Origin of the sequence: Streptomyces sp. NPDC052496, assembly GCF_040679095.1 — a bacterium.
GTDB lineage: Bacteria > Actinomycetota > Actinomycetes > Streptomycetales > Streptomycetaceae > Streptomyces.
Genome location: NZ_JBFAUH010000011.1, coordinates 88410 through 101725, shown reverse-complemented (window position 1 = coordinate 101725; position 13316 = coordinate 88410). Strand labels below are relative to the sequence as shown.

Genomic DNA, 13316 nt, shown 5'->3' with positions numbered 1-13316 from the left:
AGCGGGCGCGCGGGCGCGGGGCGGCCGGAAGTTCAGCGCAGGGCGGCCCTGCGCGCGGTGACGGGTGCCAGGGCGTTGGCGGCGAGGTTGACGCTGATCGCGAGCAGGCCGATGGCCAGGCCGGGCGCGACCACCGCCCACGGGTTGAGGAGGATGCCGGGCCCGTTCTCACGGATCATCAGGGCCCAGTCGGCCTCCGGCGGCCGGGGGCCGAGCTGGAGGAAGCCGGCCATCGAGATGACGTACACCGCGTCGACGAAGCGCAGGCCGAACAGGGCGAGGAGGGTGGCCCGCAGGTGGGGCAGGATCTCGCGCAGCGCCAGGTACCCCAGGCGCTCGCCACCGGCGACGGCAGCTTCCACGAACCCGGAGGCGGCGACCGGCGCCGCCGCACCGGCCACGATCCGTACCGCGTACGGGACGCCCAGCACGACGGCGGCCACCGAGATCGCGAGGCGGCCGCCGCCCGGCCAGGCCAGCGCGAGCAGCATGATGCCCAGCACCGGCGGCAGCAGGATCGCGGTGTCCGCCGCGCGCTCGACCAGCCGTCCCAGCCGCGGGCTGAGGACGGCGAAGCAGCCGAGCAGGGTCGCCAGGAAGGTGACCACGACGGCGACCACGAGGGCGCTGCCGATCAGCGCGCTCCCGCCGTGCAGGAGGCGGCTGAGCACGTCGCGGCCGAGCTGGTCGCCGCCCAGCGCCGCGCCGTCCGCGCCCGCCGCGCCGTACGGAGCGGTGACCGGCTTGTCGACCGGGTGTGCGGCGAGCAGCGGGCCCGCCAGGGCCAGTGCGACGAGCAGCGCGGCGGGGGCCACGGGAGCCAGGACGCGTGGCCGGGGGCGGCGTACGCGGGGCCGGGCGGACAGCGCGGCGGTGCTCATGAGCGGGCTCCCAGGGTGCGGGCGCGTACCAGGTCGGCCAGCAGGAGGACGACGGTGATCAGGGCGGCCGAGCAGGCGACGACGGCGGCGACGACCGGGGTGTCGCGGTCGGCGACGGCCCCGGCCAGCACCGTGCCGATACCGGGATAGTTGAAGAGCGTCTCGACGACGACGGTGCCGCCGAGCAGCATGCCGGTGGACGTGGCGACGCCGGTGGCGATGGCGGGCCAGGCGCCCGGCAGCGCGTGCCGGAGCAGCACCTGCCGGGTGGGCAGGCCGTCCAGGCGGGCCGCTTCGACGTGCGGGGTCGCGGCCTGGTCGGCCAGGGCGCCGCGGACGATGCGGGTGTTCCAGCCGGTCTGCGGAACGGTCAGCGCCAGCACCGGCATCACCAGCATCGTCCAGTCGGCGGGCGCGCCGTCGGCGCCGGTGACGGTGGTGGCGGGCAGTCGGCCCGTCCACAGCGACAGCACGAGCAACAGGCCCACGGCTACCACGAATTCCGGCAGGGCGAAGGCGGCGGTGGAGGTGAGGTCCACGACCCGGTCCACGAGGCCCTTCGGGCGCGCGGCGGCCCCAAGGCCCAGGGCCAGCGCGCCGAGGACGGTCAGGACGAAGGCGGTGCTGCCCAGCAGGACGGTGTTGGGCAGCGGCGCCGCGAGCAGGTCGCCGACGCGTTCACCGCGGGCCGAGGTGCCGAGGTCGCCGGTGGGCAGCGCGGTGATCCAGTCGCCGAAGCGCTCCCAGACCGGCCGGTCCAGGCCGAGCAGGTGGCGGCGGGCGGCGAGGTCCGCCGCGCTCTCGCCGCGTTCCGACGTGGCGGTGGCCGCGTCGCCCGGCAGCAGTTCGATCGCGGCGAAGACGAGCGCGAGCAGCACCACCAGCATCAGGAGCCGCTTGGCCAGGACGGCCGCCATCCGCGCGGCCAGGGCCCCGGCGCGCCGCCCGGCGGGTTTCGGCACCGGCCGGGCGGCGGTCTCGACGGGCCGGGTGCCGGTCGCGGTCACGGGGCGAGCCAGACGTTTTCGAGCTGGACGCGCCCGTAGCCGGGCAGTGTCGGCAGGCCGTGCACCTTCGGGGCGGCCAGGTCGATGCCGTCCGCCATGCCCCACAGCAGGTAGCCGGACTTCTCGTGCTCGATGCGCTGGAGGTCGCGCAGGGCGGCGGTGCGGGCCGTGCGGTCGGCGGTGCCCATGACCTTGCGGTACGCGGCGTCGAACGCCTTGTCGGACCAGTCGGCCTCGTTCTGCCCGGCTCCGGTGGTCAGGGTCTTGGAGGCGAAGAACACCACGGAGTCGTTGGTGCCCCAGTAGGCGGTGTAGAAGTCCCCCTTGAGCCAGGTCTTCTGGTAGAAGGCGCCGGACTCCTGCTTGACGACCTCGATCCTGACGCCGGCCTCGCGGGCCTGGGAGGCGAAGAGGGTGGCGGACTCGGCGAGTCCGGCGACGTCCTCGGTGGTGACGAGCTGGTAGGTACGGGAGAAGTCGAACCCGGCGTCGGTCAGCAGCTTCTTGGCCTGGGCCAGGTCGCGCCGGCGCTGCGGGATGTCCTTGGCGTACGCGGGGTCGCCGGTGCCCAGGATGTCGTTGGCGACCGTGCCGTACCCGGACAGCACCTGCCGGACCATCGCCTCGCGGTCCACCAGCAGTTTCATCGCGTCGCGGACCCGCGGATCGGCGAACGGGCCGCCGGAGGTACGCATCACGATGGGCATGGCCATGTCGTCGGGGCGCCGGACGACCCGGATGTCCTGCCGCGCCTTGGCCGTACGGGCCGCGACCGCGCCGACGTTGGAGGCCACGTCGAGCTGGCCGGACAGCATCGCGTTGGCCATCGCCTGCGGGCTCTGGAACATGGTGACCTCGATGGCGTCGAGGTGGACCGCGCCGCCGTACCAGTGCTTGTTGCGCAGCAGCCGGGCGTTGCCGCCGCGGTACCAGTCCAGCGTGAAGGGGCCGGTGCCCGGGGCCTTGGCTATCGCCTTGTCGGGGGTGTCCTTCTTCAGGACGAAGGTCGACAGCCGGGTGAGCAGGGGGAGTTCGGCGTTGGCGTAGTCCGAGACGAGGACGACGGTGCGCTTGCCGTCGGCGGTGATGCGGTCCGCCGTGACACCGGGCAGCCGGGCCGCCCCGGAGGGGGTGCCGCGCAGCCGGCGCAGCGACCAGACCATGTCGTCGGCGGTGACGGGTGTGCCGTCGTGGAAGGCGGCGCCTTCGGCGATGGTGAAGCGCCAGGTCTTCAGGTCCTTCGAGGGGGTGAAGGCGGAGGCCAGGCGGCCGACGGTGTTCTCCTTGCCGCCGGGCGCGGTCAGCGTGTCGTACACGAGGGCGATGACGAGGTAGTCGCTCTCGTTGCCCTGGGTGCCGTGCGGGTCGCGGGTGAGGGCGGAGGGGCGGCCCAGGGCGCCGATGCGCAGGGTGCCGCCCTGTCGCGGGCCGCCGGCGGCGGGTTCCGGGCCGCTGCCGCCGCCGCACGCGGCGAGGAGCGCGGCCGCGCCCATGCCCCCGCCGACGGAGAGCACTTGACGCCTGTTGAAGTCCACGCTGCCTCGCTCTGTTCGGTCGGTCACTTAGGGTTGCCTACCCTAATGAGAACTGTTCCCGCAAGGGCGCTCGCCGCCGAGTGCGCCTATTGGGCGTCGTCAACTGGGCCTTAATGGGCGGGAGTTACCTGAAGGCGGGCAGGCGCGACAAATAAAGTGAGGTTTGCCTTACCTAAGTTAGATGGGTAGCGTCGTTACTGTCCGCTGGACCCCGGACACGGAGCGGCAGCCATGGCCGCCCCCTGCCCGGGCTGTCGAGCGCGCCACGCCCTGCCCGCGCGGCGTCGCACCCCGGACCCGATTCCCACCCTCCACGGAAACGGACTGTCTCGACATGACCACGGGAGCCGCACCCGTCCGCCAGCTCGACCCCGCCGACGCCACGGAACTGCGCCGCACCGCCGAGCGGATCCTCGGCGCCACCGGCACCTCCGCCGCCTCGCCGCAACTCCTCGCCCACGTCGCGGAATCCGCCGCCGTACTGCCCGGCACGCTCCGCCACCAGCTCCGTCCGGTCGACACCGACGACGGCCTGTTCGTGCTGCGCGGCCTGCACGTCGACGACACCGAGCTGGGCCCCACCCCCGTCGGCTGGGCCGCCGCCGGTGACAGCGGCGCCGTGCACGACGTCGTCCTGCTGCTGCTCGCCACCGTGATGGGCAACCCCATCGCCTGGCACGGCCAGCAGGCCGGCCGCTTCGTGCACAACATCGTGCCCGCCCCCGGTCACGAGACCGAGCAGACCGGCGCCGGCAGCACCGCACTGCTCAGCCCGCACACCGAGGACGCCTTCCACCCCGGCCGCGCCCACCTGCTCATGCTCAGCTGCATGCGCAACCACGACCGCATCGCGACCACCGCGGCCGGCATCCGCAACGTCCGGCTCGCCGAGGACGACATCGCACTGCTCACCCGGCCGCTGCTGCCGATCCTGCCCGACGACGCGTACGCCGAGGCCCGGAACTTCGACGGCGGGCCGCCGCCCCCGGTCCCCACCCTCCACCGGACGGACGACGGCCTGACGCTGCGCTTCGACCCCGCCTACACCCCCCTGGACGACGCACCCACCGGCCACCGGGCCGCCTACGGACGCCTGGCGGACGAACTCGCCCGCGTCTCACGCGCCGTGTGTCTCGCACCGGGCGACGTGCTCGTCGTCGACAACGACCTGGTGGTACACGGCCGGGTGCCCTTCCAGGCCCGCTACGACGGCACCGACCGCTGGCTCAAGCGTGCTTCGGTCCGTGTCCCCGCGCGCCGTACACGCCCCCTGGCCGAGGCATCGGAGCACGGTTACGGTCAGGCCGCCGTCGAAGCGCACACCGGATGACAGCCGCATCTCCCCGAGGACGGACATGACCGACAGCACCCTGGCCGCCGACCCCCGCTCCATACCCGACGACCGCACCCTGCGCGTCCTGACCACCAGCGACCTCGCCGGCCTCGGCATCACCCACGCCGACGTCGTGGCCACCGTCGAAGGCGCCTACCGCACCCTCGCCGCGGGCGGCTCCGACAACCCGCGCAAACTCACCGTCAAACCCGCCGACGGGCACTCCGTCGCGTACGCGATGCTCGGCCGGGACGGCTCCCGCGACGCCGTCGCCGTGAAGACCTCGTACAAGCACGGCCTGGACAAGGACCGCGGAAACCAGCACTACTACACGACCCTGATGCTCTACGACGACGTCACCGGCCTGCCCGTCGCGATGATGGACTGCGGCCGCATCGGCTCGCTGCGCACCCCGGCCGTCTCCGCCCTGCTCGCCCGCGAGTGCGCCCCGCCCGGCGCCCGCAGTGCCCTGGTCATCGGCACCGGCACCCAGGGCCGCCTGGCCCTGCCCTTCCTGCTGACCACCCTGCCGGACCTGGAACGCCTGATGCTGTACGGCAGCCACCCCGACGGCATCGCGGCGGTACGCGAAGAACTGCGCGCCCACCACCCGGACCGGGACGTGGAACGGGTCACCGACCTGCGGGCCGCGGCGGGCGACGCCGACGTGCTCGTGGCGACCGCGGGCGGCCACACCACGGCGGCCGTCGAGGCCGGCTGGCTGCGGCCCGGCGCGCTGTCCGTCCTCGTCGGCCACGGCCTGGCGCCGTCCACCCTGCACCGCGCCGACCGGGTGGTGGCCACCAGCGAGGCGCAGATGAAGGTCACCGGCACCGACATGGCCGACGAGGCGGGCCGGTTCCCCGCCGTGGACGCCGAGTTCCCGGCCGTCCTGGCCGGGACCGCCACCGGCCGCGGCAGCGCGCGGGAACGCATCTTCGCCTACAACAGCGGGCTCGTCGTCACCGACATCGCCCTCGGCCACCGCTTCGCCCAACTCGCCCTGGACCAGGGGCTGGGAACGCAGGTGGCGCTGTGGCGGTGACCGGCCCGCGCCCCACGGACGTACCGACGCTGCCCGCCCACCCCGACCCCGAGACCGACCGGGTCCTGGACAGCGGCCTGCTGCACGAACTGTCCTACGCCTTCGACGGCCCCTTCCACTTCCTGCTCCCGCACCGCTTCGACGCCAACCTCGCCGCCTTCCGCACCGCCCTCGCCGACGCCGGGGTGGCCGGGCGGGTGTACTACGCGAAGAAGGCCAACAAGGCCGCCGTCTGGGCGGAGCGCTGCGCCGCGCACGGCGCGGGCGTCGACGTGGCGAGCGTCCCGGAACTGCGCGAAGCCCTCGGACACGGCGTACGCGGCGAACACCTCGTCGTCACCGGCCCGGCCAAGAGCGACGCGCTGCTGCGGCTGGCCGCCCTCCACGGCTGCCTGGTCGCCGTCGACTCCCTCGACGAACTCGACCTGCTCATCACGCTCGCCCTGACCGGCACCGCGCGCCCGGCCCGCCTGCTGCTGCGCCGCCTGCCGCCCGCGCAGCCGCACAGCCGCTTCGGGATGACGGCCGCCGAGCTGGAGACCGCGCTGGACCGGTGCGTACGCGCCGGGGGCGCCGTACGCATGGAGGGCTTCAGCTTCCACCTGTCCGGATGCGCCGTCCGGCCGCGCGCCGACCTCGCCGGGCTGCTCCTCGACCACTGCCTGCGCGCACGGGCCCTGGGCCTGCGGGCCGACCGGATCAGCATCGGCGGCGGCTTCGCCGTGGACTACAGCAGCGCGCACCACTGGCAGACGTTCCGCGCCGCGCAGCGCCCCGAGCACTACCACGCGCACAAGACGTTCGAGGCCGACAGTTTCTATCCGTACCACTCACCCGTCGCGGGCGGCGACGCCCTGCGTGCCGTCCTGGACACCGTCCCCGCCGGCGGCCGCACCAGCCTGGCCGGACGGCTCCAGCAGACCGGCACGCTGCTGATGGCGGAACCCGGCCGGGCCCTGCTCGACGGCGCCGGCGCCTCCGTCTTCCGCGTCCAGGGCGTCAAGGAACGCGACGGCTACCGGATCCTCACGGTCGACGGGACCAGCCTGAGCCTGTCCGAGCAGTGGTTCAACAGCGAGTACCTGCCCGAGCCGTACCTGGTCACCCCGGAGGGGCGGGCCCGCGGCGACGCGGTGCACCCCGCGTGCGTCGGCGGCGCGACCTGCCTGGAAGCCGACCTGCTCACCTGGCGCAAGGTCCCGTTCCCCGCCCGGCCCCGCGTCGGTGACCTGCTGGTCTACCCGAACACCGCCGGATACCAGATGGACTCCAACGAGTCCCCCTTCCACGGTCTGCCGCTGCCGCCCAAGGTCGTCGTGGACCGCCTGGGCCCCCGGCCGCGCTGGCGCCTCGACCGGCACCCCGCCCGCTGAAGCAGCCGGCCGGGTCCGGCCCGCCGCCGGCCTGCACAAGACCCGTGTGACCAGCCCTTCCCCGCTCAGGAGCCGCCCCGTGAAAGAGGCCCTCGCGCACCCCGCCGTGGTCTCCCGCATATCCGACCTCATCGGCCGCACCCCCCTGTTCGAACTGTGCCGCACCGAGACGGGCAGCCGCCTGCTGCTCAAGCTGGAGATGTTCAACCCGACCGGCACCGCGAAGATCCGGATGGCCCGCCAGATGATCCTGGACGCCGAGGCGCGCGGCGCGCTGCGGCCCGGCGGGCGCATCGTCGAGTCCACCTCCGGCAACACCGGCCTGGGCCTGGCAGTCGTCGCCGCCGAGCGCGGCTACACTTTCACCGCCGTCGTCGACCACCACGCCTGCGCCGACAAACTGCGCGCCATGAAGGCCCTGGGCACCGAACTCGTCCACGTCACCGACGACGGCACCGAGGAACTGGCCACCGCGGCCCGCGAGGAACTGGCCGCGGAGCTGGCCCGCGGCCAGGACAACACCGTCTTCACCGAACAGCACAACAACCCCAGCAACGGTGTCGGTTACTTCCCCGTCGCGCACGAACTCCACCAGGCCCTCGACGGGCGGATCGACGTCCTGATCGGCGCGGTGGGCACCGGCGGCGCCCTCTGCGGCACCACCCGCGAACTGCGCACCCTCGTCCCCGGCTGCCGGACGGTCGGCGTCGAACCCAAGGGCTCCATCGCCTTCGGCGGCCCGGCCCACCCGTACCACCAGTCCGGCACCGGCACCCCCGAAGGCGCCGAGATCGGCGCGCTCGTCGACTTCGACCTGATCGACGAGGGGGTGAAGGTCGGCGACGCCGAAGCCTTCGCCACCGCCCGCGCCGTCGCCCGCGTCACCGGACTGCTCATCGGCGGATCCGCCGGCGGCGTCGTCCACGAGGCCCTGGCCCGGCTCCCCGCCGCCCCGCCCGGCACCACCATGGTCGCCCTGGTCAACGACGGCGGCGAGAAGTACCTGGACACCGTCTTCGACGACGACTGGATGCGGGCCCACGCTCTCCTCGACCCTGGCCTGGAACACGAGATCGACGAGACGCTGACCAAACTCCGCCGGATGTGAGCCCGTTCATGCAGGTGACCACGCTTCTCCGGGACAGCCGCGCGCTCGCCGCCCTGGCCGTCCCCCTCGTCCTGACCCAGCTCGCGCAGGTCGCCCTGACGACCACCGACACCGTCATGATGGGAATGCTCGGCACGGCCGACCTCGCGGCGGGCGGACTGGCCATCGTCATCTTCAACCAGCTGCGCACCATGGGCGTCGGCCTGGTCACCTCCGTCGGCAACGGCATCGCCGCCGCTTCGGCGCGCGCCGAGACGGCGGGGGAGCGGGCGGACACGGACCCGGGCGCGGGGGACGCGGAGGTCCGAACGATCGTCCGCGCCGGCCTGGCCGTGGCCACCTTCGCCGGGCTGGCGGGCGCCGTCCTGATGCTGCTCATCGGCCAGGCGCTCGGCGTGCTCGGCCAAGAGGCGGACGTCGCCGGCCGGGCGCGCACGATGCTGCTCGCCCTCGCCCCCGGGCTGCTGCCGTGCCTGTGGTTCCAGGTTGTGCGCCAGTTCACCGTGGGCATGCGGCGGCCGCAGGCGCTGCTGCGCATCACCGTCGTCTCCGTCGCCGTCAACGCGGCCCTCAACTGGGGTCTGATACACGGCACCTGGGGGCTTCCCGAACTGGGCCTGCCCGGCGTGGGAGTGGCCACCTCCGCCGTCCACCTCCTGTCCTTCCTGGCGCTGTACGCCGCCGCCGGACGCGACCGTGTGCTCGGCCCCCACCTCAGCCTGAACATCGTCAGGGCCGATCGCGCCGCGACCGTCCGCATCGTCCGGCTCGGTGTGCCCATCGCCGCGACCTACGGGTCCGAGGCGGGCTTCTTCTCCGTCACGGCCCTGATGACCGGCTCGTTCGGCAGCGCCGCGCTGGCCGCGCACACCGCCGTCAACCAGCTGGTCTACGTCGTCTTCCAGGTCGCCGTCGGCCTCTCCCACGCCGCGTCCATCAACGTCAGCCGCGAACTGGCCCTCGGCCGTACCGCCACCGCGCTGCGCATCAAGAACACCGCGCTGGCCTGCGCGGGCGCCGTGATGGCCGTCGTCGCGACCGTCTACGCCACCCTGCCCGGACTCGTCCTGCGCCCCTTCTTCGACACCGGCGGGGCACGGGACGCCGAAGCCGTCTCCATCGCCACCCACCTGCTGCTCGTCGTCATGGTCCTGCAGTTCTTCGACTGCGCGCAGAACATCGGCGTCGGCCTCCTGCGGGGCCTGGACGACACCCGCAGCGGCTTCCGCATCACCCTCGTCGGCTACTGGGCCGTCGGCCTGCCCGCCGCCTGGCTCCTGGGCTACGCCGCCGGACTGCACACCCTCGGCATCTGGCTCGGCCTCCTCACCGGCCTCGCCACCACCGCCGTCCTGCTCCTGCGCCGCTACGGGGCGAGCCTGCGCGCCAGGACGGCCGCCGCGCAGCCCGTACGGACGGCGTGAACGGTGCCGCCCCTACGGCCACACCACCTGTTGGAAGGCGTACGAACCGTCCGGCTCCAGCTCCACCAGCGCCAGCGGCTTGCCCACCGGATCGCCGCGCTCGTCGAACCGGACCGGCCCGCTGACCCCGTACACCGGCTTGCTGCCGCTGATCTGGAGCAGCATCTGGCGGGTGCTGCCCGTGGTGACCGGGCCGGTGCCCTGGCGGCCCGCCCCGTCACGGATGGCCACGCCCAGGGTGAGCAGGGCGTCATGGCCCATGATGGCCTGCCCGTCGGCCAGTTCGTCGTCCGTGCGGCGGATGTCCTGCCGGTAGGCGTCGCGGAACTGCGGCAGCGGGTTGCCGGCGCCGGGGTAGGTGTCCGTCCACTGGTCGGGGTGGGCCAGCACGGTGTGGCGCACGGTCACGCGGCTGCGCTCCCACACCTTGCGGAACGCCTGCCGCGACTCGTAGCTCTCCGGGACGTCGAAGACGCCGACCGCGTCGTCCGCGGTGACCACCGTGGTCGGGCAGCGCCGGCCCGCGGCGGCCATCGCCTCGATGAAGACCCGCAGATCGCGCCCGCGGCCCGTGAAGTACACGGCGTCCGGCCGGTCGGAGCACACCCGGTCGGCGAGGGCGGAGAAGGCGTTGGCGATGGCGGGGTCGTCCGCGCTGTAGGCCAGCCCCAGGTCGGTGACCTTCAGGCCGTGCCGCGCGGCGGCCGCGGTGAAGCCCCGGTACAGGGAGGTGCTGTAGGTGTCCTGCTCGCTGCGGTCCCTGAGGGTCGTCACGCGGTACGGGCGCTGCCGCCCGGGACGGTTCTGCACGGCCCGCAGGTGGCGCACCGCGGCCGACGCCTGGTCGGAGTTGGTGGCCGCGACCCGCCAGAACCCGGTCTGCCCCGGCCGGTTGACGGCATCGGCGGTCACGGTCGAGCCCATCATGGGGATCCTGGCCTCGCGCAGCGCGTCGATCGCCTGCTGGGTGGTCCGTCGGCTCTGCCCGAAGCCCGCCACGGCGACCAGGTGCTGGTCCCCGTCCTTCATCTCCTTGAGCTGGTCCACCAGCGGCTCCCACTGCGCGGACCCGGCGCCGCTGTTCGCCAGCAGCAACGTGATCTGCGGGGAGTCGCCGCGCCCGCCGCGCCGTGGGTCGTTCAGCTCGCGCTGGGCCAGGTAGGCGCCCTCCAGCTCGCGCCGTATGCTGTCCCGTCCCTTGTCGCCGGTGCCGGGCGTCAGCGGCTGCAGGTAGGCCACCGAGACCCAGGGCTTCCCGGACTTCGCCACCCGCCGGTTCTCGTCCAGGATCTGCCGCGAGATGTCCCGCAGCGCGGGGTCGAAGACGTACGAGCCGTCGGTCACGCCCACGCACTCGTCGCGCGGCCCCTGCTCACGCACCCCGTCGGCACACTGCTCGAACACCTCGTCGTACAGCCAGTACCCGCCCCCGCCCAGGGCGCCCGCGACGGCCACCGCGACGGCGGCCCGCAGCCATCTGCGGGGCCGCGCCCGCGGAACCGTGAGCTGGTCCTCGTCACTCATCCGACGGTCACCACGGCTTCCTCTCGTAGGCGGCCGCCCGCTGCCACAGCACGTCGTGGTCCGTCTCGTCGCTCAGCCGGCCGCTCAGGGTCTGCAGTGCATCGACAATCTTCGGGTACAGCTCGGCCGCCGGATCGCCCAGCGGGTCGGACCACAGCGCCGCGTACGGATCGGTCGCCGGGTGCGTGGTGATCCACCCGGCGACCAGCAGGCGGGTGACCATGAGCCGGTCGGGCGGGCTCTGCGCCCGCGCGAGCCGGTGCTGGAACTCCGCACCCGCCGAGCGGCCCAGCGCCTCCGCCTCCCAGCGGCGCGGCGCGCGCTGGATCCAGGACAGCTCCTCGCACCACGCCCGCGCCGAGCCGGGGCCTTCGCACACGTCGAGGAAGCGGTCGTACAGGTAGTTCACCGTGCCCTGGACATCGCCGGACGCCAGCCCGTGGTAAGCGCCGACACGCCCCGACTCCGCCGCGTCCCGCAGGATCTCGTGCGTACGGTCCCACGGTGACGCGGAGGCGTCGGCGGCCGGCGCCGGGGCCAGCGACAACCTGCCCAGCAGCAGCCTGCGCACGAGATCGGGGAGCGCACTGTGCGGCTGCCCGTCGAAGGTGAGCCGCCGGGCGTGCCGGTCGTCGTGCGCCAGCCCGCGCAGCAGGCGCGGCGGTACACCGTCCTGCCACAGGCCGGCGGTGCTCGCGGCCTGCCCGAGGGTGACGGCGGCGGCCGCGCGGGGCAGCGCCGCCTCGGCCAGCTCCTGCGGCAGGTCCTGGAGGAGCAGTTCCAGCAGCGTGTCCGCGACGGAGTGCGGCCCTTCGGGCGCCATCACCATGCGCAGCCGCCGCCCGCACGGCACTCCCGGGGCGAAGTCCTCCAGCGCGTCCAGCACCGCACGGGTCGCGGCCGGGTGGCCGCGCGTCAGCTCGTGGACCGTACGGCCCAGCCAGGCCACCGGATGCGCGATGCCCGCCAGGGCCGCCTGCGGCATCCGCTTCACGCACGGGCTCGCCTGCTCCTGCACCTCGGCCCGGTCCAGCGGACGCAGCTGCGCCACCTCCAGACGGGCACCGCCACCGGGCCGGGCCACCACCCGCGGTACGAACAGCTCCGGCCCGTCCTCCCGCTCCGGCGGCTGCCAGCACGACAGGTACCCGCCCAGCTGCCGGGGCCCCTGCTCCAACTGCCGCAGCACGTCCGGCGCGCGACGCGCGCTCGCCACCACGACCAGCGGGTCCGGGTGCTCCGGCCCGGTAGCCCGCGCCTCGACCAGGGCCTGGAGGAACGCGTCGCCCAGCTCGCTGTCGGCGTTGTCCAGCAGCACCAGGCAGCGCAGGGTACGGGTGCGGTCGCCGCCGTGCCGGGTGTACGCGCCCTGGAGGTCGGCGAGGAACGCCTGGAGCAGCACCGACTCGGCGCGCTCCCGCTGGGCCGCCGTACCGTGCCGGAAGTGCTGGTTCAGCTCGACGAGGGCGTCCGCCGGGGCCTGCGGCCGGGGGCCGCCGCGCGGCACCCGCCGCAGCCGCCGGTGCACGCCCCACCACACCCGGGCCCGCTGCCAGCCCTGTATCAGCGGCACCACCGCCGCCGACCAACCGGGCAGCCCCATCGGCACGCCGACCGAGGTCACCAGCTCCCGCAGCACCGCCAGCGAGTGGTCCTCCGCGCGGCCGGTGCGCAGCGCCTCGCGCGTCTGGGCCAGCGCGGCGTCCCGGCTCTCCGGGTCGGCCTCGGCGGACAGCGCCATCAGCAGGACGGCGAAGGAGGGCAGCGCCAGCGGCGGGAAGTCCGGCCGGCGGGCGTTGAGCTGGAAGGCGATACGGGCCAGTACGTCGACGGGATGGTGCACCCCGTCGTCGAGCGCCGCGAGGTCCAGAGCGGCCAGCGGCGCCCGGCGGCCCCAGGTCTCCAGCTGGTCCGACAGCGTGGACTTGCCGCTGCCGCGGGGCCCGAGGAGCAGCAGAACCGGATGCCGGGTGTGCTCACCGGCTGCCCGGACGAGCCGCTGACCGACGAACTCCCGGATCATCAGATCACGTCGGGACTGCACCGTGCCCCCTCGTGGCCACCGTCGCGAGGGACCAGGATGCAG

At 74.1% G+C, this 13316-nt stretch carries 10 protein-coding genes; 5 read left to right on the top strand and 5 right to left on the bottom strand.

The genetic code is table 11. The annotated features are described in order from the left end of the window. Positions 1-32 precede the first annotated feature (32 nt). From AB0L45_RS16780 to AB0L45_RS16770, 3 genes are read right to left on the bottom strand one after another with little or no spacing between them, the layout of a single operon-like run. Positions 33-881: an ABC transporter permease subunit gene (locus tag AB0L45_RS16780; RefSeq protein WP_365840451.1), complete on the bottom strand. Its 849-nt coding sequence runs from the start codon at positions 879-881 to the stop codon at positions 33-35. Then, on the bottom strand, positions 878-1888 hold the full coding sequence (locus AB0L45_RS16775; protein WP_365840449.1) for an ABC transporter permease: 1011 nt from the start codon (positions 1886-1888) through the stop codon (positions 878-880). Before AB0L45_RS16775 ends, AB0L45_RS16780 begins: the two co-directional genes overlap by 4 nt. Then, the gene (locus tag AB0L45_RS16770) at positions 1885-3381 is read right to left on the bottom strand and encodes an ABC transporter substrate-binding protein (RefSeq protein WP_365840593.1); all 1497 of its coding nucleotides are present in this window, start codon (positions 3379-3381) and stop codon (positions 1885-1887) included. The genes AB0L45_RS16775 and AB0L45_RS16770 overlap by 4 nt, the downstream gene beginning before the upstream one ends. A 376-nt stretch (positions 3382-3757) precedes the next feature. Here AB0L45_RS16770 and AB0L45_RS16765 point away from each other — a divergent pair, with 376 nt between their 5' ends. From AB0L45_RS16765 to AB0L45_RS16745, 5 genes are all read left to right on the top strand, one after another. Continuing rightward, entirely contained in the window at positions 3758-4753 is a 996-nt protein-coding gene (locus tag AB0L45_RS16765; RefSeq protein ID WP_365840447.1) for a TauD/TfdA family dioxygenase, read from the top strand. 25 nt (positions 4754-4778) lie between these two features. Continuing rightward, the gene (locus tag AB0L45_RS16760; RefSeq protein WP_365840445.1) at positions 4779-5801 is read left to right on the top strand and encodes an ornithine cyclodeaminase family protein; all 1023 of its coding nucleotides are present in this window, start codon (positions 4779-4781) and stop codon (positions 5799-5801) included. Continuing rightward, positions 5792-7174 (top strand): Y4yA family PLP-dependent enzyme, encoded by a 1383-nt coding sequence (locus tag AB0L45_RS16755; RefSeq protein WP_365840443.1) that lies wholly within the window; start codon positions 5792-5794, stop codon positions 7172-7174. Before AB0L45_RS16760 ends, AB0L45_RS16755 begins: the two co-directional genes overlap by 10 nt. A 79-nt stretch (positions 7175-7253) precedes the next feature. After that, a complete protein-coding gene (locus AB0L45_RS16750) occupies positions 7254-8282 on the top strand; it encodes a cysteine synthase family protein (protein WP_365840441.1) in 1029 nt (342 codons plus the stop codon). A 14-nt stretch (positions 8283-8296) separates the two neighbouring features. Continuing rightward, complete coding sequence (locus AB0L45_RS16745) at positions 8297-9706, top strand: MATE family efflux transporter (protein WP_365840440.1); 1410 nt, start codon at positions 8297-8299, stop codon at positions 9704-9706. Between the two features lie 12 nt (positions 9707-9718). On the opposite strand, the gene AB0L45_RS16740 is transcribed toward AB0L45_RS16745, so the two are convergent. Together AB0L45_RS16740 and AB0L45_RS16735 are read right to left on the bottom strand one after the other, a co-directional pair. After that, complete coding sequence (locus tag AB0L45_RS16740) at positions 9719-11230, bottom strand: ABC transporter substrate-binding protein (RefSeq protein WP_365840438.1); 1512 nt, start codon at positions 11228-11230, stop codon at positions 9719-9721. Between the two features lie 7 nt (positions 11231-11237). Continuing rightward, positions 11238-13274 (bottom strand): ATP-binding protein, encoded by a 2037-nt coding sequence (locus AB0L45_RS16735; protein ID WP_365840436.1) that lies wholly within the window; start codon positions 13272-13274, stop codon positions 11238-11240. Positions 13275-13316: the final 42 nt, after the last annotated feature.

What these genes read in the sequence shown, in the direction of transcription:
- AB0L45_RS16780 (WP_365840451.1), bottom strand. Translation starts at nt 881, where the DNA reads ATGAGCACCGCCGCGCTGTCCGCCCGGCCCCGCGTACGCCGCCCCCGG.
- AB0L45_RS16760 (WP_365840445.1), top strand. Translation starts at nt 4,779, where the DNA reads ATGACCGACAGCACCCTGGCCGCCGACCCCCGCTCCATACCCGACGAC.
- AB0L45_RS16770 (WP_365840593.1), bottom strand. Translation starts at nt 3,381, where the DNA reads ATGGGCGCGGCCGCGCTCCTCGCCGCGTGCGGCGGCGGCAGCGGCCCG.
- AB0L45_RS16740 (WP_365840438.1), bottom strand. Translation starts at nt 11,230, where the DNA reads ATGAGTGACGAGGACCAGCTCACGGTTCCGCGGGCGCGGCCCCGCAGA.
- AB0L45_RS16765 (WP_365840447.1), top strand. Translation starts at nt 3,758, where the DNA reads ATGACCACGGGAGCCGCACCCGTCCGCCAGCTCGACCCCGCCGACGCC.